The sequence below is a fragment of the Bacillus sp. JZ39 genome, assembly GCF_053903145.1.
This window is the reverse complement of the sequence record NZ_CP096389.1, coordinates 2,934,817-2,957,500: the sequence shown is the minus strand read 5'-3', so window position 1 is coordinate 2,957,500 and position 22,684 is coordinate 2,934,817. Positions and strand designations below refer to the sequence as shown.

The 22,684-nt window shown below is 45.0% G+C and carries 18 protein-coding genes and 6 tRNA genes; 18 read left to right on the top strand and 6 right to left on the bottom strand.

Annotated features, from left to right (window positions below):
* Window positions 1-2: 2 nt before the first annotated feature.
* From M1D65_RS15175 to glgP, 11 genes are all read left to right on the top strand, one after another.
* A tRNA-His gene (locus M1D65_RS15175) sits at window positions 3-78 on the top strand.
* Window positions 79-88: 10 nt separating this feature from the next.
* Window positions 89-162, top strand: a tRNA-Gly gene (locus tag M1D65_RS15170).
* A gap of 15 nt (window positions 163-177) precedes the next feature.
* A tRNA-Ile gene (locus M1D65_RS15165) sits at window positions 178-254 on the top strand.
* A 10-nt stretch (window positions 255-264) separates the two neighbouring features.
* Window positions 265-339 (top strand) — tRNA-Asn (locus tag M1D65_RS15160).
* A 3-nt stretch (window positions 340-342) separates the two neighbouring features.
* A tRNA-Ser gene (locus tag M1D65_RS15155) sits at window positions 343-433 on the top strand.
* A gap of 25 nt (window positions 434-458) precedes the next feature.
* Window positions 459-530, top strand: a tRNA-Glu gene (locus M1D65_RS15150).
* 232 nt (window positions 531-762) lie between these two features.
* Window positions 763-2,646, top strand: a complete 1,884-nt coding sequence (glgB, locus tag M1D65_RS15145) for a 1,4-alpha-glucan branching enzyme (RefSeq protein ID WP_085187192.1) — start codon at window positions 763-765, stop codon at window positions 2,644-2,646.
* Complete coding sequence (locus M1D65_RS15140; protein WP_003229018.1) at window positions 2,643-3,785, top strand: glucose-1-phosphate adenylyltransferase; 1,143 nt, start codon at window positions 2,643-2,645, stop codon at window positions 3,783-3,785. Before glgB ends, M1D65_RS15140 begins: the two co-directional genes overlap by 4 nt.
* A 23-nt stretch (window positions 3,786-3,808) precedes the next feature.
* The gene (gene glgD, locus M1D65_RS15135) at window positions 3,809-4,840 is read left to right on the top strand and encodes a glucose-1-phosphate adenylyltransferase subunit GlgD (protein WP_080286227.1); all 1,032 of its coding nucleotides are present in this window, start codon (window positions 3,809-3,811) and stop codon (window positions 4,838-4,840) included.
* Window positions 4,837-6,291: a glycogen synthase GlgA gene (gene glgA, locus M1D65_RS15130; RefSeq protein WP_172861253.1), complete on the top strand. Its 1,455-nt coding sequence runs from the start codon at window positions 4,837-4,839 to the stop codon at window positions 6,289-6,291. The genes glgD and glgA overlap by 4 nt, the downstream gene beginning before the upstream one ends.
* Window positions 6,278-8,674, top strand: a complete 2,397-nt coding sequence (glgP, locus tag M1D65_RS15125; protein ID WP_276353355.1) for a glycogen phosphorylase GlgP — start codon at window positions 6,278-6,280, stop codon at window positions 8,672-8,674. The genes glgA and glgP overlap by 14 nt, the downstream gene beginning before the upstream one ends.
* 30 nt (window positions 8,675-8,704) lie before the next feature.
* On the opposite strand, the gene M1D65_RS15120 is transcribed toward glgP, so the two are convergent.
* Together M1D65_RS15120 and cotI are read right to left on the bottom strand one after the other, a co-directional pair.
* Window positions 8,705-9,172, bottom strand: coding sequence for a TspO/MBR family protein (locus M1D65_RS15120; protein ID WP_276353353.1), 468 nt, complete (start codon window positions 9,170-9,172; stop codon window positions 8,705-8,707).
* Between the two features lie 79 nt (window positions 9,173-9,251).
* On the bottom strand, window positions 9,252-10,325 hold the full coding sequence (gene cotI, locus M1D65_RS15115) for a spore coat kinase CotI (RefSeq protein WP_161621761.1): 1,074 nt from the start codon (window positions 10,323-10,325) through the stop codon (window positions 9,252-9,254).
* A 189-nt stretch (window positions 10,326-10,514) separates the two neighbouring features.
* Between cotI and cotSA the strand changes: the two genes are divergently transcribed.
* Genes cotSA through M1D65_RS15100 form a run of 3 tightly spaced genes read left to right on the top strand, consistent with a single transcriptional unit; the run spans window position 10,515 to window position 13,154 of the window.
* Window positions 10,515-11,648: a spore coat protein CotSA gene (gene cotSA, locus M1D65_RS15110; RefSeq protein ID WP_003229028.1), complete on the top strand. Its 1,134-nt coding sequence runs from the start codon at window positions 10,515-10,517 to the stop codon at window positions 11,646-11,648.
* Between the two features lie 14 nt (window positions 11,649-11,662).
* Window positions 11,663-12,718, top strand: coding sequence for a spore coat putative kinase CotS (gene cotS, locus M1D65_RS15105; RefSeq protein WP_276353350.1), 1,056 nt, complete (start codon window positions 11,663-11,665; stop codon window positions 12,716-12,718).
* A 1-nt stretch (window position 12,719) separates the two neighbouring features.
* Window positions 12,720-13,154 carry a hypothetical protein gene (locus M1D65_RS15100; protein WP_456270606.1) on the top strand — a complete coding sequence of 145 codons (435 nt, stop codon included), beginning with the start codon at window positions 12,720-12,722 and terminating at the stop codon, window positions 13,152-13,154.
* Between the two features lie 73 nt (window positions 13,155-13,227).
* On the opposite strand, the gene M1D65_RS15095 is transcribed toward M1D65_RS15100, so the two are convergent.
* The 3 genes from M1D65_RS15095 to M1D65_RS15085 are packed head-to-tail and all read right to left on the bottom strand — an operon-like array spanning window position 13,228 to window position 16,687.
* Window positions 13,228-14,451, bottom strand: a complete 1,224-nt coding sequence (locus M1D65_RS15095; RefSeq protein ID WP_015714581.1) for a glycosyltransferase family 4 protein — start codon at window positions 14,449-14,451, stop codon at window positions 13,228-13,230.
* 2 nt (window positions 14,452-14,453) lie between these two features.
* Window positions 14,454-15,404 (bottom strand): NAD-dependent epimerase/dehydratase family protein, encoded by a 951-nt coding sequence (locus M1D65_RS15090; protein WP_070547676.1) that lies wholly within the window; start codon window positions 15,402-15,404, stop codon window positions 14,454-14,456.
* Entirely contained in the window at window positions 15,401-16,687 is a 1,287-nt protein-coding gene (locus tag M1D65_RS15085) for a UDP-glucose dehydrogenase family protein (protein ID WP_276353345.1), read from the bottom strand. The genes M1D65_RS15090 and M1D65_RS15085 overlap by 4 nt, the downstream gene beginning before the upstream one ends.
* 171 nt (window positions 16,688-16,858) lie before the next feature.
* Between M1D65_RS15085 and M1D65_RS15080 the strand changes: the two genes are divergently transcribed.
* The gene (locus tag M1D65_RS15080; RefSeq protein WP_038829931.1) at window positions 16,859-17,677 is read left to right on the top strand and encodes a UTP--glucose-1-phosphate uridylyltransferase; all 819 of its coding nucleotides are present in this window, start codon (window positions 16,859-16,861) and stop codon (window positions 17,675-17,677) included.
* Window positions 17,678-17,685: 8 nt separating this feature from the next.
* On the opposite strand, the gene M1D65_RS15075 is transcribed toward M1D65_RS15080, so the two are convergent.
* On the bottom strand, window positions 17,686-18,405 hold the full coding sequence (locus M1D65_RS15075; protein ID WP_003229046.1) for a yteA family sporulation protein: 720 nt from the start codon (window positions 18,403-18,405) through the stop codon (window positions 17,686-17,688).
* Window positions 18,406-18,694: 289 nt separating this feature from the next.
* Here M1D65_RS15075 and M1D65_RS15070 point away from each other — a divergent pair, with 289 nt between their 5' ends.
* Genes M1D65_RS15070 through menH form a run of 3 tightly spaced genes read left to right on the top strand, consistent with a single transcriptional unit; the run spans window position 18,695 to window position 22,661 of the window.
* A complete protein-coding gene (locus M1D65_RS15070; RefSeq protein WP_064670852.1) occupies window positions 18,695-20,110 on the top strand; it encodes an isochorismate synthase in 1,416 nt (471 codons plus the stop codon).
* Window positions 20,107-21,849, top strand: a complete 1,743-nt coding sequence (menD, locus tag M1D65_RS15065) for a 2-succinyl-5-enolpyruvyl-6-hydroxy-3-cyclohexene-1-carboxylic-acid synthase (protein WP_064670853.1) — start codon at window positions 20,107-20,109, stop codon at window positions 21,847-21,849. The genes M1D65_RS15070 and menD overlap by 4 nt, the downstream gene beginning before the upstream one ends.
* A complete protein-coding gene (gene menH / locus M1D65_RS15060; RefSeq protein ID WP_124072840.1) occupies window positions 21,837-22,661 on the top strand; it encodes a 2-succinyl-6-hydroxy-2,4-cyclohexadiene-1-carboxylate synthase in 825 nt (274 codons plus the stop codon). Before menD ends, menH begins: the two co-directional genes overlap by 13 nt.
* Window positions 22,662-22,684 lie beyond the last annotated feature (23 nt).

Below are 22,684 nucleotides of genomic sequence, written 5' to 3'. Positions count from 1 at the left end.
TGGCGGTTGTGGCGAAGTGGTTAACGCACCAGATTGTGGCTCTGGCATTCGTGGGTTCGATTCCCATCAATCGCCCCAAATAAAAATTGCGGGTGTAGTTTAGTGGTAAAACCTCAGCCTTCCAAGCTGATGTCGTGGGTTCGATTCCCATCACCCGCTCCATTTCTATGTCGTCATGGGCCTGTAGCTCAGCTGGTTAGAGCGCACGCCTGATAAGCGTGAGGTCGATGGTTCGAGTCCATTCAGGCCCACCATGACTTTTGTTCCACAGTAGCTCAGTGGTAGAGCTATCGGCTGTTAACCGATCGGTCGCAGGTTCGAATCCTGCCTGTGGAGCCAAATGGAGAAGTACTCAAGTGGCTGAAGAGGCGCCCCTGCTAAGGGTGTAGGTCGTGTAAGCGGCGCGAGGGTTCAAATCCCTCCTTCTCCGCCATATGATTACAGATATCATAATTATCGGCCCGTTGGTCAAGCGGTTAAGACACCGCCCTTTCACGGCGGTAACACGGGTTCGAATCCCGTACGGGTCATCCAGAAGCCTTGCATATCCTGCAAGGTTTTTTTGTTTTTATAAATCATGATATGTCTTAGATTTTGTTCTTTATTTTAAAAACAGACTACAAAAATCTCCATATATTTCGTTTTTCTTCAGAAAATGAAGTTAATTGTCTATAAGTATAAGCGCTTTCAGGAAAGGGCTTTTTTTTATTTCTTCGAATAAATACTATAAATGAAAACTATGATGTCAGAAAGGATGATTACATGGCCGCTGCCAGCCCGACAGCACATGATGTTTATCTTTTTCACGAAGGCAGTCTGTTTAAAAGCTATCAGCTGTTTGGCTCGCATTACCGCGAGCTGAATGGCAAAAGCGGATATGAATTCTGTGTGTGGGCGCCTCATGCGTCGGAAGTACGAGTGGCTGGAGATTTTAACAGCTGGTCTGGAGAAGAGCATGTGATGCACAGAGTGAATGATAATGGCATTTGGACGTTATTTATTCCAGGTATAGGAGAAAAGGAACGATATAAATATGAAATCGTGACGAATAACGGTGAGATCAGGCTGAAGGCAGATCCATACGCTATTTATTCAGAAGTCAGACCAAACACAGCGTCACTTACTTACGATTTGGAAGGATACAGCTGGCAAGATCAAAAATGGCAAAAGAAACAGAAGGCTAAGACGCTGTATGAAAAACCTGTTTTCATTTATGAACTGCATCTTGGGTCTTGGAAGAAGCATTCTGATGGCAGGCATTATTCCTATATAGAATTAAGTCAGACGCTTATCCCTTATATCAAGGAGCATGGGTTTACCCATATTGAACTGCTTCCGGTGTATGAGCATCCATATGATCGTTCATGGGGTTACCAAGGAACGGGGTATTACAGCCCGACAAGCAGGTTTGGCCCGCCGCATGATCTGATGAAGTTTGTTGATGAATGTCATCAACAAAATATCGGAGTCATTTTGGATTGGGTCCCCGGACATTTTTGTAAAGATGCACATGGCCTTTATATGTTTGATGGAGAACCGCTTTATGAATACAAAGAAGAACGTGATCGGGAGAACTGGTTATGGGGCACGGCAAACTTTGACCTGGGGAAACCGGAAGTTCATAGTTTTTTAATTTCGAATGCGTTGTACTGGGCGGAATTCTATCATATAGATGGATTTAGGGTTGATGCAGTGGCTAATATCCTGTATTGGCCAAATCAGGATGAACGCCACACGAATCCATATGCTGTTGATTTTTTAAAAAAACTCAATCAAACCATGAGAGAGGCATATCCTCATGTGATGATGATTGCGGAAGATTCTACAGAATGGCCTCAAGTGACAGGTGCCGTTGAGGAAGGAGGGCTTGGTTTTCATTATAAATGGAATATGGGATGGATGAATGACGTACTGAAATACATGGAGACGCCGCCCGAAGAAAGGCGGCATTGTCATCAGCTTATCTCTTTTTCATTACTGTATGCGTTTAGTGAGCATTTTGTATTGCCGTTTTCTCATGATGAAGTCGTATACGGAAAAAAATCACTTCTTAATAAAATGCCTGGCGACTACTGGCAGAAATTTGCCCAGTATCGGCTTTTGCTGGGCTATATGACAGTGCATCCCGGAAAGAAATTGATCTTTATGGGATCAGAGTTTGCCCAATTTGATGAATGGAAAGATACAGAACAGCTTGATTGGTTTTTGGACTCCTTCCCCATGCATCAGAAAGCCAGCGTTTTTACGCAAGATCTTCTCCGCTTTTACCAAAAAAGCAAAATCCTTTATGAGCATGACCATCGTGCACAATCGTTTGAATGGATTGATGTCCATAATGACGAACAATCAATCTTTTCTTTTATTCGTTATGGCAAAAAGCACGGTGAGGCGCTTGTCATCATTTGTAATTTTACACCCGTGGTCTATCATCAATATGATGTTGGAGTTCCTTTTTTCACTCAATACATTGAAGTGCTTAACAGTGACAGTGAAACATATGGAGGCTCAGGGCAAATCAACAAAAAGCCGTTATCGGCTAAAAAGGGAGCACTTCATCATAAACCGTGTTATATCACGATGACCATCCCCCCTTACGGCATCTCGATTTTACGGGCGGTTAAAAAAAGAGGAGAGATAAAAAGATGAAAAAACAATGTGTAGCCATGCTCCTTGCCGGCGGGAAGGGCAGCCGTCTCAGCGGATTAACAAAAAATATGGCCAAACCGGCTGTATCTTTCGGGGGAAAATACAGGATTATTGATTTTACCCTAAGCAACTGTTCTAATTCAGGCATAGACACAGTCGGGATTTTAACGCAATATCAGCCGCTTGAGCTGAATTCCTATATTGGGATCGGCAGTGCATGGGACCTGGATAGATATAATGGCGGCGTGACGGTTTTACCCCCTTATGCCGAGTCATCAGAAGTCAAATGGTATAAAGGGACGGCAAGCGCCATTTATGAAAATCTCAATTATTTGAATCAGTATGATCCGGAGTATGTACTGATTTTATCAGGAGATCACATATACAAAATGGACTACGGCAAAATGCTTGATTATCACATTGAAAAGAAAGCAGATGTGACCATCTCTGTCATCGAAGTGGGCTGGGAGGAAGCAAGCCGATTCGGCATCATGAAGGCCAATCCAGATGGGACGATCACACATTTTGATGAAAAGCCCAAATTCCCTAAGAGCAATCTTGCCTCAATGGGAATTTATATATTCAATTGGCCGCTTTTGAAACAGTATCTTGAGATGGACGATCAAAACCCTTATTCTAGCCACGACTTCGGCAAAGACATTATTCCTCTGCTTTTGGAAGAGAAAAAGAAGCTTTCTGCTTATCCGTTCAAGGGATATTGGAAGGATGTCGGAACGGTGCAGAGCTTGTGGGAAGCCAATATGGATTTGTTAAAAGAGGACTCGGAGCTGAAGCTGTTTGAACGCAAATGGAAAATTTACTCCGTCAATCCAAATCAGCCTCCGCAATTTATTTCATCTGATGCGCAGGTTCAAGACTCGCTTGTGAACGAAGGTTGTGTTGTATATGGAAATGTGTCTCACTCCGTTCTTTTTCAAGGTGTGACTGTCGGTAAGCATACGACTGTTACATCATCCGTCATAATGCCGGATGTGACGATTGGGGAGCATGTAGTCATTGAAAATGCCATTGTTCCTAATGGGATGGTGCTGCCGGATGGCGCAGTGATTCGCTCCGAAAAAGACATTGAAGAGGTGCTGCTCGTTTCAGAGGAATTTGTAGAAAAAGAATTGATTTAATTACTGAAGAGGGGGCAGAGTCAGTGTTCAATAATCAAATGTTAGGTGTTATAGATGAAACCACATATAAGCATTCTCTTCAGGATTTAACAGCACAGCGGTCGCTCGGGGCGATCCCTTTTGCCGGCAGGTACCGACTGATTGATTTTATGCTTTCCAACATGGTGAATGCGGATATTAGGAGTGTTGCAATTTTTCCGAAGTATCGTTACCGTTCGCTCATGGATCACCTTGGGGCGGGTAAGGAATGGGATTTGCACCGGAAAAAGGACGGCCTCTTTTTTTTCCCGTCTCCCCATCTTCATCACGAATACGATGAATTCGGTTCCTTTCGCCAGTTTTCGGACCATCTAGATTACTTCCACAGAAGCACTCAGCAATATGCTGTTATCTCCAACAGCCATACCGTATGCAACATTCAATTTCAATATGTGCTGAAACGCCACCAGGAGGTTGGCTGCGACGTCACCGAGGTATTTCAGGACGGCCAGTCGCTGCAAATCTATATCATGTCAACAACGCTTTTAAAGGATCTGATCTACGGACATAGTGAAAAAGGCTATAAAACCATTCAGGAGGCTGTTGAAAAGGAATCTTCCGCCCTGACCATTTGCCCTTATGAATATTCAGGTTATGCCGCAGTTATTGATTCGGTGGAAAAATATTATACCCACAGTATGGAACTCATTCAGCCCCGTTTTTGGCAGCAGGTGTTTTTGCCGCAGCAGCCTATCTACACAAAAGTGAAGGATGAACCGCCGACGAAATACGGAAAACACAGCACTGTCAAAAATTCTTTGGTGGCAAACGGCTGTGTGCTTGAAGGAGAGGTTGAAAACTGCATTTTGTTCAGGGCGGTCCATGTCGGAAAGGGGACGAAGCTGAAAAACTGCATTATTATGCAAAAAACGCAGATTGGCGAGGATTGCCTTCTTGAGCAGGTCATTTCTGATAAGGACGTTAAAATCGGCAAGGCGACGGAAGCTGCTGGAACAGCTGACCAGCCGCTTGTATTAAGAAAAGGTTTGGTGCAAGGAGAGCTGATGAATTCTTGAAGATATTATTTGCTGTGTCTGAATGCACCCCATTTGTTAAATCAGGAGGTCTTGCCGATGTAGCAGGCGCTCTTCCGAAGGCGCTTGCGCGATTAGGCAATGAAGTATATGTGATGCTGCCGAAGTACAGCCAAATACCTGAGCCGTGGAAAAAGCGTATGAAGAAAAAGGCTGAGTGCACCGTAGCTGTCGGCTGGCGGCAGCAATATTGCGGAATTGAACATATGGACGAAGATGATGTGAATTATTACTTCATTGACAATGAGTACTATTTCAACAGGGATTCGTTGTACGGGCATTATGATGACGGTGAGCGGTTTGCCTTTTTTTCAAGAGCTGTGCTGGAGGCTGCCAAAGTTGTGAATGTTCCAGCCGATATTGTTCATACTCACGATTGGCATACAGCGATGGTCAATTATTTGCTGAAAGAGGAGTACAGAAAACATCCTTTTTATGAACGTATGAAAAGCGTGCTCACGATCCACAACCTGCAGTTTCAAGGCATATTCCCTCCTGATGTCACACATGACTTGCTGGGTCTTGAGATGGATCATTTTCATTATGAAAGGTTAGAATGCAACGGATTTGTTAATTTTATGAAGGCGGGCATCATTGCGGCTGATCATGTGACAACTGTGAGCCCCACTTACAGAAATGAAATATTGACTCCGTATTATGGTGAGCAGCTGGAACAGGTTTTGCAATATAGGGAAAATGATGTAACCGGCATATTAAATGGCATTGATGATACGTTCTATCAGCCGAAAAGCGATCCTTATATAGAGGCGCAATACGATTCAGGGGATCTTGCATGCAAGTTGGAAAACAAAACGAAGCTTCAGCGGCGGATGGGGCTTCCAGAGAAAAACGATATTCCGCTGATCAGTATGGTGACAAGGCTCACTAAACAAAAGGGGCTTGATCTTGTCCGCAGAATTATGCATGAACTTCTTGAGGAGCAAGACATACAGCTGGTTGTGCTGGGCACAGGAGAACGTGAATTTGAAGATTATTTCCGGTATGCAGAATTTGCTTTTCATGAGAAGTGCCGTGCTTATATCGGGTTTGATGAGCCGCTAGCCCATCAAATTTATGCGGGCTCTGATATGTTTTTGATGCCGTCGAAATTTGAGCCGTGCGGTTTGGGGCAGCTCATTGCTCTTCAATATGGCGCCATTCCGATTGTCAGGGAAACGGGTGGTCTTTACGACACTGTCCGTGCCTATCAGGAGAAAGAGGGAACGGGCAATGGCTTTACGTTTTCTGCCTTTAATGCGCATGATCTGAAATTTACTATAGAAAGGGCGCTGTCGTTTTATCGCCAACAGGATGTATGGAAGAGCATCGTGAAGACCGCTATGAATGCAGATTACAGCTGGGGGAAGTCGGCTAAAGAGTATCAGCGTATTTTCGAGCAGGTGACAAGGAGTGGACGGGATGTTCTCGAGTAAAGAACGCTTTGCAGACTTATTTTTAAAGCGTCTGGAAATGACGTGCGGAAAAAGCTTTAAAGATTCTGCCAAGCTGGATCAATATAAAACGTTGGGCAATATGGTCAGAGAGTATATCAGCGCTGATTGGATCGAAACGAATGAAAAAAGCAGATCAAATTCCGGGAAGCAGACATATTATTTATCAATCGAATTTCTGCTCGGTCAGCTCCTTGAGCAAAACTTAATGAATCTTGGTGTTCGTGATGTTGTAGAAGCTGGTTTAAAAGAAATCGGCATCAATTTAGAGGAAATCCTTCAGATAGAGAACGATGCAGGTCTCGGCAACGGCGGGCTTGGCCGCTTGGCCGCTTGCTTTTTAGATTCTCTTGCTTCGTTGAACCTGCCGGGGCACGGGATGGGCATACGTTATAAGCATGGTTTGTTTGAGCAAAAAATTGTAGACGGGCATCAGGTGGAGCTGCCTGAGCAATGGCTGAAAAACGGGAACGTATGGGAAGTAAGGAATGCGGATCAAGCAGTGGACGTGCCGTTTTGGGGCGAAGTCCATATGACAGAAAAAAGCGGGCGCCTGCATTTTCGCCACGAACAAGCGACAATTGTTACCGCTGTTCCTTATGATATACCGATCATCGGCTATGAAACGGGCACTGTCAACACGTTAAGGCTTTGGAACGCCGAGCCCTATGCGCATTATCACGGCGGTAATATTTTGTCTTATAAGCGAGAAACAGAAGCGGTTTCTGAATTCTTATATCCCGATGACACCCATGATGAGGGGAAAATTTTACGGCTGAAGCAGCAGTATTTTTTAGTATGCGCAAGCTTAAAAAGCATTGTGAACAATTACCGTAAAACACATAAATCTTTATCCGGCCTGCATAAAAAAGTGAGCATTCATATTAATGACACTCACCCTGCGCTTGCGGTGCCTGAGCTGATGCGGATTTTGCTCGATGAAGAGAACATGAGCTGGGAAGAAGCTTGGCATATCACTGTACATACGATTTCTTATACAAATCATACAACATTGTCAGAAGCGCTCGAGAAATGGCCGATTCATTTGTTTAAGCCGCTGCTCCCGCGAATGTACATGATTATTGAAGAGATCAATGAGAGGTTTTGCCGCGCAGTTTGGGAAAAGTATCCGGGAGACTGGAAAAGGATAGAGAACATGGCGATTACAGCGCATGGTGTTGTCAAAATGGCTCATCTGGCCATAGTAGGCAGCTACAGTGTAAATGGCGTTGCAAAAATACATTCCGATATATTAAAGGAAAGGGAGATGCGCGACTTTCACTTGCTGTTTCCGAATCGTTTTAACAATAAGACGAATGGAATTGCCCACAGGCGCTGGCTGTTAAAAGCGAATCCAGGCTTGTCTGCCATCATTACAGAGGCGATCGGCGATGAATGGGTCAAACAGCCGGAATCACTGATCCGTTTAGAACCGTACGCCACTGATCCTGCATTTATTGAACAGTTTCAAAACAACAAAATCAAGAAAAAACAAGAGCTTGCCGATTTGATTTTTTGCACGGCCGGGGTGGTTGTGAACCCTGAGAGCATATTCGACGTACAGGTGAAACGGCTTCATGCATATAAACGGCAGCTGCTGAATGTTCTTCACATTATGTATTTGTATAACCGCCTCAAGGAGGATTCGGGGTTTTCAATCTACCCGCAAACCTTTATTTTCGGGGCAAAGGCTTCACCAAGCTATTATTATGCCAAGAAAATCATTAAGCTGATCCATTCTGTCGCAGAAAAAGTCAATTATGATCCGGCGGTCAAACAGCTGATCAAAGTTGTTTTTTTAGAAAATTATAGAGTTTCTATGGCTGAGCGAATTTTTCCGGCATCAGACGTAAGTGAGCAAATTTCAACCGCAAGCAAGGAAGCGTCTGGTACAGGGAATATGAAGTTTATGATGAACGGGGCTTTGACGATCGGCACGCATGACGGAGCAAATATCGAGATCCTTGAGCGGGTGGGCCCTGACTGTATTTACACGTTCGGCTTAAAGGCGGATGAGGTTCTATCGTATCAGGAAAACGGCGGCTATAGATCGAGGGAATATTATCAGCATGACAGAAGAATCAGGCAGGTAGCGGATCAGCTGATCAATGGTTTTTTTGAAGGAGAAGCAGATGAATTTGAATCGATCTTTGACTCGCTGCTTCCGCATAATGATGAGTATTTTGTGCTGAAGGATTTCAGCTCATATGCAGATGCGCAGGAGCGAATTCAAGCTGATTATCGAGAGCGAAGGAAATGGTCTGAGCGTTCGATTGTAAACATTGCTCATTCAGGATATTTCTCCAGCGACCGCACGATCCGGGAATATGCGAAGGACATTTGGGGCATCAAGCCGATGATGTGAAAAAGCTGCTGTATAAGCGGCTTTTTTTGTTCACAGATTCATTGAATTGATTGTAAAGGATAAGAACGTCGCAAATGCACTCCATAAAAAATAAGGCAAAAGAAGATAGCTTGCGGTTCTGCTGTATTTTTTGGCAATGATCAGTAATACGATTGCTGTGATGGCGACAAGCAGGCAGTCAAGCGATGCAGCCAGCAGATTTTTTTGCGTAAACTGGAAATAGCTGAAGGCTTGATTGAGCACGTAATTTATCAAAAGTGTAAACCAAAAGCTTTTCGCACCTTTAAATGAAAACGCAGCATATACAATGGCTGCTGAAAGGGAGATCAGGGCAAACAGGATGGCCCAAATGATGCCGATCGCAGTTCCGCTTGGCGTCCAGTCCGGTTTTTTCAATGAATTGTACCATTCTTGGTCCACAGGAAACAGGTAGCCTGCGGCTGAAAACAGCGCATATGTAATTACAAAAACCGCTATGGCGCCTAAAATCTTTTTCATGTTTGTACCCTCCGTATGTATTTATTTACCCTTTATCTTATAAAGATCAAACCCCCGATATGCGGGGGAAATGATGGGTTTAAATCAGCTGCTGCAATGCGTTTGATTTAATGCGTTCATATTCAAAAGCTGATTCTAATTCTTCCTTCGGTAAAGCAGACTTGCGGACGTATTTTTCGCGAATGACATCGTAAAGCTCATAAGGAAACAGCATATCTATAAACATGACTTGTTTTTGTTCTTCAGTTAATGGGGCTCTGGATTCGTATGCGTTCAGCATGACATGAAATGTCTCGTCATCCCAAACACCCGTCGTATCCAAAAGCGGAATAATCATTTTGCGCAAATCACGAATAGGCAGATCAAATGATACGGTATCTAAGTCGATGACCCAAATCTGTTCATTTTCTCCTAAGAGTGTATTCCCGGTTCCGTAATCCTGGTGGCAAAGGTTAGGGCTTTTTTTCAGCTGTTCAGTCCATGGAACATAGGTCGATTGCAAAAGCCGGTCTTTGATGCGCAGGCCGTCTTCAATGAAGCTGTCTATCTCCTGAAGATAAAGCTGTGAGAAAGGGTCTTCTTTTTCCGCTCTCGCCATCAGCTTCCACGTTTCCATCTGTTTGCACCGTTTCGTGTAGTGATTCGGCCAGCGACCTAATTTGGTAAATATGGGAACGCCATTTGGCGGCTGATATCCGACGGAAGCTGTATGAAAATCAGCAAGGCCTTTCATGATAAACTCCAAGTCCTGCTTTACAGTCAGCTCAAACGGTCTTCCTTCGATCCAGTCATATACGACAAATAGAAATGAGCCGTGCCTAGAATATAGGCTGCCTTTTTTGTTTGGGAGTATGCCAGGAACATTCATGCCTTTTTTTGCTAAATAGTCCTGCGCGAAAATGGAAAACAACGCTTTCTTTTCTGGCCTGTGTATTCGTTTTAGACAAACCGCGCCGGAGTCTGTGTGGACCTTCCAGACAAGCGCCATCTGGTTTCCCTGAATGACGTCTATTTTTTCAGCCTGCACATCCCATCCTTGAAGCACATTTTCAGCCAGCTCCGTTAATTTTTTTGCATCTTCTGCTGATAAAGGAAGCTCTGATGAATTCCCCTCCTCAATGACTTCATGGTTTTCTGCCATTAAAGGACACATCCTTACCTGTTTTACTCCTACCTTATGAATCAAAAGGAAAAAATGATTGAGTTATTTGACTATATTTAATAGATGAATCTGGTTGTTTACCCGTTTTGTTTTTAGGGCAGTCCCATTCCGCACAAGTTGGTTGTTCAGCCGTATCATGATTCTAACTAGTTAAAAATCATGCAGGAATGGAGGCTATGTATGAAAATAGCACTGATCGCCACAGAGAAGCTTCCTGTCCCATCGGTTCGAGGAGGCGCCATTCAAATCTACCTCGAAGCGGTTGCCCCTTTAATTGCAAAAAAACATGAGGTGACTGTGTTTTCTATTAAAGATCCGAATCTCGCTGATAGAGAGAAGGTAGACGGTGTCCATTATGTGCATTTGGATGAAGACCGTTATGAAGAAGCCGTTGGAGCAGAGCTGAAAAAGAGCCGTTTTGATCTTGTGCATGTTTGTAATCGCCCAAGCTGGGTTCCGAAATTGAAGAAACAGGCGCCGGATGCTGTTTTTATTTTAAGCGTTCACAATGAAATGTTCGCTTACGATAAAATCAGCCAGGCGGAAGGCGAGATTTGCATCGACTCCGTAGCGCAGATTGTTACGGTCAGCGATTATATCGGACAGACGATCACAAGCCGTTTTCCGTCAGCACGATCAAAAACAAAAACGGTGTATTCCGGTGTGGATTTAAAAACGTACCACCCTCGCTGGACGAATGAAGGGCAGCGAGCTCGCGAAGAGATGCGAAGCGAGCTGGGGCTTCACGGCAAAAAAATCGTCTTGTTTGTCGGCCGGCTTAGCAAAGTCAAAGGCCCGCACATATTATTGCAGGCTTTGCCGGACATCATTGAGGAGCACCCCGATGTCATGATGGTGTTTATCGGGTCAAAATGGTTCGGAGATAATGAATTAAATAACTATGTCAAACATCTTCATACCCTTGGTGCGATGCAAAAGGATCATGTCACATTTATTCAATTTGTGAAGCCAAAGGACATTCCGCGCCTTTATACCATGTCAGATGTATTTGTATGCTCTTCGCAATGGCAGGAGCCTTTAGCAAGGGTGCATTATGAAGCGATGGCTGCGGGACTTCCTATTATTACAAGCAATCGGGGAGGCAATCCAGAGGTCATAGAGGAAGGGAAAAACGGCTACATCATTCATGACTTTGAAAATCCTAAACAATATGCCGAACGTATCAATGATTTGCTGAGCAGCTCGGAAAAGCGGGAACGGCTTGGGAAATACAGCCGCCGTGAGGCAGAAAGCAATTTTGGCTGGCAGAGGGTGGCTGAAAATCTGCTCAGCGTCTATGAAAAGAACAGATAGAAGGGGTGAACAGAGTGTACCAAAAAGAGCATGAAGAACAGATTGTGTCCGAAATTCTCAGCTATTATCCTTTTCATATTGACAATGTGGCGCTGAAATCGAACAAAAGCGGACGCAAAATCTGGGAAGTCGAAACTGATCATGGCCCAAAGCTGCTAAAAGAAGCGCAAATGAAACCGGAGCGGATGCTTTTTATCACTCAGGCACACGCCCATTTACAAGAGAAAGGGCTGCCGATAGCGCCGATTCATCAAACAAAAAATGGCGGGAGCTGCTTGGGCACGGATCAGGTTTCTTACAGCTTATATGACAAAGTGACAGGAAAAGAAATGATTTACTATGATGCAGAGCAAATGAAAAAAGTCATGTCATTTGCCGGCCATTTTCATCATGCCTCAAAAGGATATGTTTGCACAGATGAAAGCAAGAAGAGAAGCAGGCTGGGAAAATGGCACAAATTGTACCGATGGAAGCTGCAGGAACTTGAAGGGAATATGCAGATCGCGGCATCCTATCCTGATGACGTATTTTCGCAAACTTTCTTAAAACATGCTGATAAAATGCTGGCAAGAGGAAAAGAAGCTCTTCAGGCGCTTGATGACTCAGAATACGAAACCTGGACAAAAGAAACGCTCGAGCATGGCGGATTCTGTTTTCAGGATTTTACATTGGCACGTTTGACAGAGATCGAAGGGGAGCCTTTTTTAAAGGAGCTTCACTCGATTACCTACGATTTGCCGTCAAGAGACCTTCGTATTCTGCTGAATAAAGTGATGGTTAAGCTTTCTGTATGGGATACTGATTTCATGGTTGCACTGCTTGCGTCCTACGACGCAGTGTATCCACTCACAGAAAAACTGTACGAGGTACTTTGGATTGATCTCGCGTTTCCGCATTTGTTCTGTGCAATCGGGCACAAATATTATTTGAAGCAAAAGAAAACGTGGTCAGATGAGAAGTATAACTGGGCGTTGCAAAACATGATTTCTGTTGAAGAATCTAAAGATTCGTTTTTGGATAAACTGCCGGAACTGTATAAAAAGATAAAAGCGTATCGGGAGGCGAATTGACATGAGGTCATCGAGACAAAAAGCCTCTATTTCTAAACTGGATCTCGACCAATTCGTATTTACACCGCCTGGACCGATGGGATGGCAGGCTCATGACTCAACCTCAGCTGAGAAGGAAGAAGAGGAGAAGCATTTAGATGTGGGCAGCATTCGAGAGCTCCCTCACATCAATGCACCGAAAGAATATCAAGAAGAAACGAAGGAAAAGGAAACAGATCACAAAATCGTCGATGATGAAGAAGAAAAGAAATTCGAAACCATTCTAGAGCCTGAGGAGGAACGTGATTCGAAACGCTCAGCGCCCCCATATGTAGAAGAAGAGGAGGAAGATGAAGAACCAGACTTAGCGGAGGAAGCTAGAGTGGAAATCATCATTCTTCCAAGTGAATCTAAACCAGCTCCATGGTTTTCTCATACCGTAAAGCGCAAGGCATAAAGTCATATTTATGCCTTTTTTCATGTTCTCTGCAGCAAAAAAACAGCCCGTTTTGCAACACGAGCTGTAGGTTTTATGTTTTTGCTTTCACAAAAAGCTGATTGATAGATGATAAATCAAAATTTTGCGTCAGAAAAGGCGGCGGAAATTGTTTGTTTTTCGGAGTGAGAACGGATTGGTAAACAGTATTGAGCCTTTTGGCCGCATGGGTAAAGGTAAATAAAGCTTCTACATGCTGTCGGGCGTTTTTTGTCATTTTGCTCATTAATTCTTGATCTGTAAAGGCTCTGTCAATTGCTTTTGCAAATGAAGAAGGTTTGTTGTATCTGTCGATGACAAGGCCGGTGACTTCGTCTTTTACGACTTCTCCGTTTCCGCCCCGGTTTGTGGTAATTAAGGGCGTGCCGGCCGCCATTGCTTCATAATTCACACGGGCGAGGGGTTCGTTCCACTGAGAGCTGCACACAAATACATCTGCCATCAGAAAAAGGTTTGGGATGTCGTCAGCGGGAATGAATTTTGTAAAGATTATGTGGTCTCTGTATGGCAGCGCCAGCGTGCGCAGATAGGTTACATATTGGTTTTCGCTGTCATCGCTGAACCACTTCCCGCCTGCTATGACCAGTACAGCATCAGGGTGCTGCTGCAAAATCCGTCTCATGCTGTGAATGAGAAGGTGAGGTCCTTTTGTCGGGCTTAAGCGGCCGGCGAATAAAATAACTTTTTTATCTTCAATACCGTATTTTTTCCGGTATGTTTTTCTGACAGCCGAGCCTTTCATCGTCCAGACGGGCGGATAAGAGTTTAAATCAACGCCGGAATACACAACTTTTGTGATGTCCTCTGCTTCAGGGAAACGTTCAATGACGGTTTGTTTAATAAATTCGCTCACAGTTGTGATCATGGAGACATTGTCGAGTACTTCTTTTCCTTGCGCGAAGGTCATCTTTTTTTCAGAAAACATTTCGTTATGCAGGCTCAGAACGATCTTGCTGTTTGGTGAGGCTTTTTTATATAAAGAGACATTTAAAGGCCTGTTGAACACATGAATGAGGTCAAAGGAAGAGGCTCGCAGCTCTTCGGCTACCGCCTCGCGGTAATGTTCTTTTGGCAGATGGATATAATGTACGCCGTCTTTTGTTTCTCTTTTTGGAAGCGATGGATCTTCAATTGAAAAAATGGTCAGGTCGTACCTGCTGCTGAAATAGGGCGTGACACCGTCAATCATCATTTGAATAGCGCCGCCGCGTACTGCGGGCGCCGGCAGCTTTTCTGTACAGATAAAGGCAAGCTTCATTTTTATTCCCCCTGATACAGCGACGATAAATAGGCGATTTCGTTGGTCAAGCCATCCTTTAAGGATGTGGCGGGATCATAATGCAAGAGCTGTTTTGCTTTTGAAATATCCGCCCACGTGTTGCTCGGTTCCCCTGCTATTTTGTCCGAAAAGTGCAGTGTTGCTTTTCTACCGGAAATATCCTCAATGAGGGAGACAACCTTTAAGACTGAGGCACGCTCAGCACCGCCGATATTTACTGTTTCACCAATAAGGTGGGGTTTCCCAAGAACAGCGGTGATGCCTTTGACACAGTCGCCGATATAAGTGAAATCTCTTGACTGCTGCCCATCACCGAAGATGGTAAGCGGCTTTTGCTGAAGGTGCTGCTTAATGAGCCGGTGAAAAGCCATATCCGGCCGCTGTCTTGGCCCGTATACGGTAAAAAAACGGAGAATCACAATTGGAATGCCAAAGCTCTGTTGATACACATGGCAAAGCTTTTCTCCCGTAAGCTTTGTTACCCCGTACGGAGATAAAGGAGAAAGCGACGTGTTTTCGCTGACTTTTCCTTGTTTTTCACCATAGACGGAAGAGGTGGATGCAAAGACGAACGTTTGAATAGAATGTTCCCGGCACGCCTCGAGGAGCCTTTGGAGCGCTTGGATATTATGTGCGGCATATGGGTGAAAATGACTGCCCCAGCTTGAGCGGACACCCGGTATGGCCGCCAAATGAAAGATGACGTCCACTCCTTCCAGTAAGGGAGCAAGATCCGCTGTCAGCAGATTTTCCTTTATGAACGTAAATCGCTTTTCCGGCAGCAGGTTTTTAAGGTTTTTTAATTTCAAGGAAAATGGAGTAGGACCGATAAAGTCATCGATTCCGATAACGTTATGTTTCTTATCTTTTAGTAATTCTTCGCAGAGGTGGGAGCCGATAAAGCCCGCTGCTCCTGTGACGAGTATTTTCATGGACGGCCAACTCCCGTACAGATCAGGCCGCAAGCCTCGATCAGTTCTTTTTTTAATACGTTGCGTCCGTCAATCACAAGACGCCCTTTCATGATGCCTGCAGCCTTTTTCCAATCAAACGCTAAAAACTCGGGCCATTCTGTCGCCAAAAATAAAAAGTCGCTTTCTTCGATCGCATCAAAAGCTTGAGAATGCTGAGTTACATGCTGCCGCAAATGTTCTGGAAGTACAGCTTCAGGATCATATGCATGAACATCACATCCCAGCTCCGCCAGCCTTTCCATCAGTCTGACAGCCTGAGAATTCCTAATGTCATCGGTATTCGGTTTGAAGGAAATGCCGAGTACAGCCGCTTTCTTGCCTTGAAGTGTTTCGAAGAATGACTGTATTTTTTTGATATACAGGCCGAGCTGGGTGTCATTAATGTGCTGCACGGCTTGGAGCAGGAAGGTCTCCGTGTTTTTTTTCTGGGCAGCAAATTGCAACGCCTGCAGATCCTTTGGAAAACAAGAGCCTCCGTATCCGATGCCTGCCTGCAAAAAGTGCTCCCCGATCCTTGGGTCTAGACCGATAGCGTGGGAAATATCTGAGATATCTGATTGATAGGCTTCACATATGCGGGCCATTTCGTTAATGAACGAAATTTTGGCAGCTAAAAAGAAATTGTTGGCATATTTGATCAGCTCTGCTCCCGCTAAGCTTGTAACGATAAAAGGGGTATCAATGTGTTTGTAAATGGATTTGACGATAGCTGCCGATACGTGATCTTCTTCCTGAACACCGATGACTGTTTTGTCAGGATGCAGCATGTCATATAAGGCATTGCCTTCCCGCAGAAACTCCGGATTGGATACGATATTAAAGAGGTTTTTAGACACTCCGGAGGCAATCAGCTGTTTTGCTATGTTTTCATTTGTCCCGGGCGGAACAGTGCTTTTCGTAATGATGGTTTTATACGATCGGATTGCCTCTCTTAAATCACCGATGACGGACTGCAGGGCTTTCGTATCAGCTGATCCGTCCGAACGCGGCGGGGTTCCGACTGCGATAAAAATAACGGGACATTCCTCCATGCTCGATTTCACTTCAGAAGAAAACGAGAGATTGCCGCAACGAAGTATTGCATCTGAAAGCCCAGGCTCGTAAAAGGGAATGACTCCTTTTTTCAGCTGCCCGATTTTTTTGACGTCTTTGTCTGTGCATATCATGTCATGTCCGATGGATGCCAGTGCCGCTGATAGGGTTAAACCGACATACCCGGCGCCAACCACACAAATTTTCATCACCTGAGCTCCTTTACAAGATTACTGGTCATATATCAATATCCTATTAAAAAAGGGCTGGTTCGTGATTCCGCTTTCTGCCCAGTTGCTTCCGCCTAATTTCAGATGTACAAACATCGGGATGCGCTCTTGGAATATCATGTAATAAACATGAGCTGAGGGGAAAATAACATGATAAAAAAAGCGATCATTCCTGCAGGCGGATTCGGCACGAGAAATCTGCCGGTGACGAAGGTGATTCCGAAAGAAATGTTTCCGGTAGGATCTAAGCCTGTGATTCATTATCTTGTTGAAGAATTAAAGGAGTCAGGCATTGAGGACATTTTGATGGTTGTATCGAGCCATAAAAATCTGATTGTCGACTATTTTGATTCCTCTTTGGCACTTGAGGCTTTTTTGGCCTCTAAGAATAAACTGCATTTGCTTAGTGAACATCCCATTCCGGATATACGGATTCACTATGTGCGGCAGCCTTATGCAAAGGGTCTTGGCGACGCCATTTCTTTCGGAAAGCAATTTGCAGGCGGAGAGCCTTTTGCCGTCGTTTTGCCTGATGATCTGATTTTTTCCGCTAATCAGCCGGCTTTGGGGCAGCTGATTGAAGTGTATACGAAATATCAGTCCAGTGTGATCGGCTTAAAAGAAACAAAAACGGAGGATTTACATCATTACGGTGTGATAAGGGGGGAGTCTGTTGAAAAAGGGCTTTATCGCATACAGGATATTGTGGAAAAACCTAAACAAAACCCTCCGTCTCATTTTGCCGCAGCAGGGCGTTATATTTTCACACCGGATATTTTTAATGAGCTGGAGGCATTAGAAGCTGATAGCGGAGGAGAAGTGCAGGTAACGGATGCGATAAAAGCTTCGCTCGGGGCATGTACCGTATACGGGAAATTGCTAGAGGGCGAGCGGTATGACATCGGCCTGCAAAAGGATTATCTGAAGCTGATTTACGATATGCTGAAAACGGAAAAGAACCCCCAATAATCGGGGGTTCAATCAGCGTGGAGATCGCCGAATGTGGTCATGATTCCCTCTTCGTCAAGTTCTTCTTCATAGCGCTCATGGGCTCTGCTTTGATAAACGGTAATTTCTTTTCCAGTGATATCTGTAGCGATGAAATTTTCGTAAGACTCCGTATTGCCGATATTCTCTTCGGCATTCATCGTCATATCATCATAGCTGAGCGGAGGGTTTTCCATATCCTGCGGCGTTTGTGAGTTACCATATTTTTCGACATCCTGATAGGAATCCTCACTGTCATATGGCGCTCTGATTTCTTCATCATCATCAAATTCAAATTGCCCGAATGGTGTTTCTTCTTCAATCGGACGGTCTTTGGAAACCACGTCCTGTGAAGAATACTCCGCGAGGGTTGTGGCAGTCGGAAGCGCTTCAAGTCGTTCGAAAGGGATTTCCTTTCCGCTGACTTCACAAATGCCATACGTACCATTTTCTATCGCCTTCAATGAATGCTCAATGTCCCGAAGGTGCTCTCGCTCATGCAAGTCTAGAGCGATGTCTTTCTCACGCTCGTAAAGTTCTGTCGCCTGATCGCCGGGATGGTTGTCGTATGCCGAAAGCTCACCCCACGAATCATAAGGAAAGGCTGAGTTAAGCTGAAAATGATCATTGTCTTTGAAACGGTTTAAGATATCTTTTTTCGTTTGTTCCAGTTCATTTTTTAAATGCTGAAGCTGTTCTTTCGTAAGCAATGTGATCGCCTCGTTTCTCTGTGATGCATACCTTTAGTATGAACAGATCGCCTGAGAACTTTCATAAATGGCGGGTGGAGGAATATAGGAGGTTTTCCTTTTATGGTAAGCGGATACAACCTTTGCTATCAGTGGAGAAAGAAATTTAAGCTTTGTTTCTTTTTCATTTCTGAAATTAGGTTTATAATAGGTAAGGCAGGCCATTTGGACTGCATGATCTGTGTTTGACACAAAGGAGACACAGGTGTATGGTATTAAAAGCATTTTAAGGATTATGGAGGAATGTCTCATGGTGACAACGGTGCAGCGTACGTTCCGAAAGGAAGTTCTACATGCATTACATAAAGCCAAAGAAGTCAACCATGCTGTCTTAATAAGCTATTCGAGACAAATCGAGTCTCTTGACCCTCTATCATTTTTCAATTACGGAGCAAAAAAATATACAGGCAATCGATTTTTTTGGTCAGATCCTGAAAGTGAATTGACAATAGTCGGTCTTGGCAAAGAAGCGGTTTTCCAGACAAATCAAAAAAACAGCGAGCGGTATCGTGAGGTTTTTGAACAATGGGAGCGCTTTAAAAAGACGGCTTTTCATATTTATGAAGAAGAAAAGCTGCAGCATTCTGCAGTGGGACCTGTGTTATTCGGAGGATTTTCTTTTGACCCTTGCGAAGAAAGAGGTTCACAATGGGACCATTTCTCGGAAGGGGATTTCTTTGTGCCTGCGCTTATGCTGACGATGACTGCTGAAGGCCCGTTCTTAACTGTTAACAGATGGGTAAGCGGAGGAGAAGATGCAGAAGCTGTTTTAGAAGGCTTAAAAGCTTTTACAGCGGAATTTATGGTTCCCGATTTCAAGCAAGAAGATCAGGCTGTGATTGCAGCAGCCGAAGAGCTGGATAAGGATGATTGGCTGAAAGCAATTGAAACAGCTACAAGCCAAATTAAAGAGAAACAATATGATAAGGTTGTTCTTGCCCGAGAGCTGCTGCTCACGTTTGACGGTCCAATCCAAATTGAACCGGTGCTTAAAACGCTTCTGGACGATCAGCAGACAAGCTATGTTTTTGCAATTGAACAAGAAGGCAAAACCTTTGTCGGCGCGTCTCCGGAAAGACTGATTAAAAGAGACGGCGGCACTGTCATGTCTTCCTGTCTGGCAGGCTCCATTAAACGAGGCGTGAATGAAGAAGACGACCGCCGGATAGGCCTTGAATTATTAAACGATGAGAAAAACCTGCTTGAGCATGATATTGTGGTAGGTATGATTCATAATGCTTTTGTATCAAGCTGTTCAGAGGTTGAAAAGCCTGATGGACCTGTTTTGTACAAAACAAAAAGCGTTCAGCACCTGTTTACGCCGATTGTCGGACAGCTGCGCGAGTCTGCTTCGATTTTTGACTTAATTGAGAAGCTGCACCCCACTCCGGCGCTTGGGGGAGCACCTCAGGAAAAAGCTGTTGACGTGATCAGAGAGATTGAACCGATGTCTCGCGGCTGGTATGCGGCCCCTATCGGCTGGATTGACAGTCAGGATAACGGGGAATTCGCGGTAGCCATTCGTTCAGGGCTGATCGAAGGAAACACAGCAAGGCTGTTTGCCGGGTGTGGTATTGTGGAAGACTCGGAACCAATCTCGGAATATGAAGAAACACAGATTAAATTGAAGCCGATGATCTCTGCATTAGGAGGTGAGAGGCGTTGACAGTCAACCCGATTACTCATTACATCGGAAGTTTTATTGATGAATTCGCCCTTTCCGGAATTACGGACGCCGTCGTTTGTCCGGGCTCAAGATCCACACCGCTGGCTGTTCTTTGTGCCGCGCATCCCGATATCAGCGTCCATGTCCAAATTGATGAAAGATCTGCCGGATTTTTTGCATTAGGTTTGGCAAAAGCGAAGCAGCGTCCCGTACTATTGATCTGTACATCTGGAACAGCCGCGGCCAACTTTTATCCGGCTGTGGTTGAAGCCCATTATTCAAGGGTGCCCATTATTGTGTTAACTGCTGATCGGCCTCATGAGCTGCGCGAAGTAGGCGCACCGCAGGCTATTAATCAGCACTTCTTATTCGGCAACTTTGTTAAGTTTTTCACAGACTCTGCTCTTCCTGAAGAGTCTCCGCAAATGCTGAGATATATCCGAACGCTGGCAAGCCGCGCTGCCGGAGAAGCACAAAAGCGCCCGATGGGGCCTGTCCATGTGAATGTGCCGCTGCGCGAACCGCTGATGCCGGATCTTTCAGATGAGCCGTTTGGAAGAATGAGAACAGGCCGTCATGTGTCTGTGAAAACGGGTACGCAGTCTGTTGACCGCGAGTCCCTGTCTGATGTGGCTGAAATGCTCGCAGAGGCTGAAAAGGGAATGATCGTCTGCGGAGAGCTCCATAGTGAAGCGGATAAGGAAAACATTATTGCGCTGTCAAAAGCGCTTCAGTATCCGATTTTAGCGGATCCGCTATCTAATCTGCGGAATGGTATTCATGATAAAAGCACTGTTATTGATGCGTATGATTCATTTTTAAAAGATGATGAGCTGAAGCGGAAACTTCGTCCTGATGTTGTGATCCGGTTTGGGCCGATGCCTGTTTCAAAACCGGTTTTCTTATGGCTTAAGGATGATCCGGCGATTCAGCAAATCGTGATTGACGAGGATGGAGGGTGGAGAGACCCGACACAGGCAAGCGCGCATATGATTCATTGTAATGCGTCTGTTTTTGCTGAGGAGATCATAGCAGGCCTTACTGCTGCCACCAGAGCCCCAGAGTGGCTGGAAAAGTGGCAGTTTGTCAATGGGCGGTTCCGCGAGCATCTGCAAACAATCAGCAGTGAAGATGTTTCGTTTGAAGGCAATCTTTATCGAATCCTTCAGCATCTTGTGCCTGAAAACAGCTCGCTGTTTGTCGGCAACAGCATGCCAATCAGGGATGTTGATACGTTTTTTGAAAAGCAGGATCGCCCTTTCCGGATTTATTCAAACCGGGGAGCAAACGGGATAGACGGTGTCGTCTCCTCTGCGATGGGGGTATGTGAAGGAACAAAAGCGCCTGTTACCCTTGTGATTGGAGATTTATCTTTTTATCACGATTTAAACGGCCTGCTCGCGGCCAAAAAACTGGGTATTCCTCTTACTGTGATTCTTGTCAATAATGACGGCGGAGGGATCTTCTCCTTTTTGCCGCAGGCTTCTGAGAAGACACACTTTGAAGATTTGTTCGGCACACCGACAGGGCTCGATTTCAAGCATGCGGCTGCACTTTACGGCGGAACGTATTCATGCCCGGCTTCTTGGGATGAATTCAAAACAGCTTACGCGCCGCAGGCAGACAAGCCCGGACTCCATTTGATCGAAATCAAAACGGATCGCCAATCGAGAGTCCAGCTTCATCGCGATATGCTGAACGAGGCTGTGCGGGAAGTGAAAAAACAATGGGAACTGTAAACATAACGGTATCAGATGGTGTCCGATATGCAGTGGCAGACGAGGGACCGAATGCTTCCGAAGCCGTCGTCTGTCTGCACGGGTTTACCGGCAGCAAACAATCATGGACTTTTCTTGATGAGATGCTGCCTGATTCCCGTTTGATCAAAATTGATTGTTTAGGGCATGGTGAAACCGATGCTCCGCTGAATGGGAAAAGATACAGCACAAGCCGGCAAGTTTCTGACCTTGCCGAGATTTTTGATCAATTAAAACTTCACAAAGTGAAATTGATTGGGTATTCTATGGGAGGAAGGCTTGCTTACTCTTTTGCGATGACATATCCCGAGCGGGTATCGGCACTTGTGCTTGAAAGCACGACGCCGGGGCTCAAAACACTTGGGGAACGGCGGGAACGAATCATGCGGGACCGGAAGCTTGCTGATTTTATTTTACGAGACGGGCTCAAAGCGTTTGTTGCGTATTGGGAGAATATCCCTTTGTTTTCATCTCAGCAGAGGCTGGCTGAAGATATTCGGCACAGGATACGATCGGGCCGTCTGCGGAACAATAAGATTGGGCTTGCGAACAGTTTAACAGGCATGGGCACCGGTTCACAGCCTTCCTTGTGGAGCCGTGTAGAGGAAATAGATGTTCCTGTGCTTCTGATCTGCGGGGAGTGGGACGAAAAATTTTGCGCCATCAATCAAGAGGTGCATAAGATGCTTCCTTCTAGTAGAATAGAGATTGTTCCAAAAGCAGGACATACGGTCCATGTGGAACAGCCGCGATTGTTTGGTAAAATAGTGATTGAGTTTTTGACAAGCATCTGACTCATTCACATAGAGAATAAAAG

What these genes read in the sequence shown, in the direction of transcription:
- M1D65_RS15090 (WP_070547676.1), bottom strand. Translation starts at nt 15,404, where the DNA reads ATGAAAATACTCGTCACAGGAGCAGCGGGCTTTATCGGCTCCCACCTC.
- glgB (WP_085187192.1), top strand. Translation starts at nt 763, where the DNA reads ATGGCCGCTGCCAGCCCGACAGCACATGATGTTTATCTTTTTCACGAA.
- M1D65_RS15140 (WP_003229018.1), top strand. Translation starts at nt 2,643, where the DNA reads ATGAAAAAACAATGTGTAGCCATGCTCCTTGCCGGCGGGAAGGGCAGC.
- M1D65_RS15100 (WP_456270606.1), top strand. Translation starts at nt 12,720, where the DNA reads ATGAGGTCATCGAGACAAAAAGCCTCTATTTCTAAACTGGATCTCGAC.
- M1D65_RS15085 (WP_276353345.1), bottom strand. Translation starts at nt 16,687, where the DNA reads ATGAAAATTTGTGTGGTTGGCGCCGGGTATGTCGGTTTAACCCTATCA.
- M1D65_RS15070 (WP_064670852.1), top strand. Translation starts at nt 18,695, where the DNA reads ATGGTGACAACGGTGCAGCGTACGTTCCGAAAGGAAGTTCTACATGCA.
- M1D65_RS15095 (WP_015714581.1), bottom strand. Translation starts at nt 14,451, where the DNA reads ATGAAGCTTGCCTTTATCTGTACAGAAAAGCTGCCGGCGCCCGCAGTA.
- cotSA (WP_003229028.1), top strand. Translation starts at nt 10,515, where the DNA reads ATGAAAATAGCACTGATCGCCACAGAGAAGCTTCCTGTCCCATCGGTT.
- glgP (WP_276353355.1), top strand. Translation starts at nt 6,278, where the DNA reads ATGTTCTCGAGTAAAGAACGCTTTGCAGACTTATTTTTAAAGCGTCTG.
- cotI (WP_161621761.1), bottom strand. Translation starts at nt 10,325, where the DNA reads ATGTGTCCTTTAATGGCAGAAAACCATGAAGTCATTGAGGAGGGGAAT.
- M1D65_RS15120 (WP_276353353.1), bottom strand. Translation starts at nt 9,172, where the DNA reads ATGAAAAAGATTTTAGGCGCCATAGCGGTTTTTGTAATTACATATGCG.
- menH (WP_124072840.1), top strand. Translation starts at nt 21,837, where the DNA reads ATGGGAACTGTAAACATAACGGTATCAGATGGTGTCCGATATGCAGTG.
- M1D65_RS15080 (WP_038829931.1), top strand. Translation starts at nt 16,859, where the DNA reads ATGATAAAAAAAGCGATCATTCCTGCAGGCGGATTCGGCACGAGAAAT.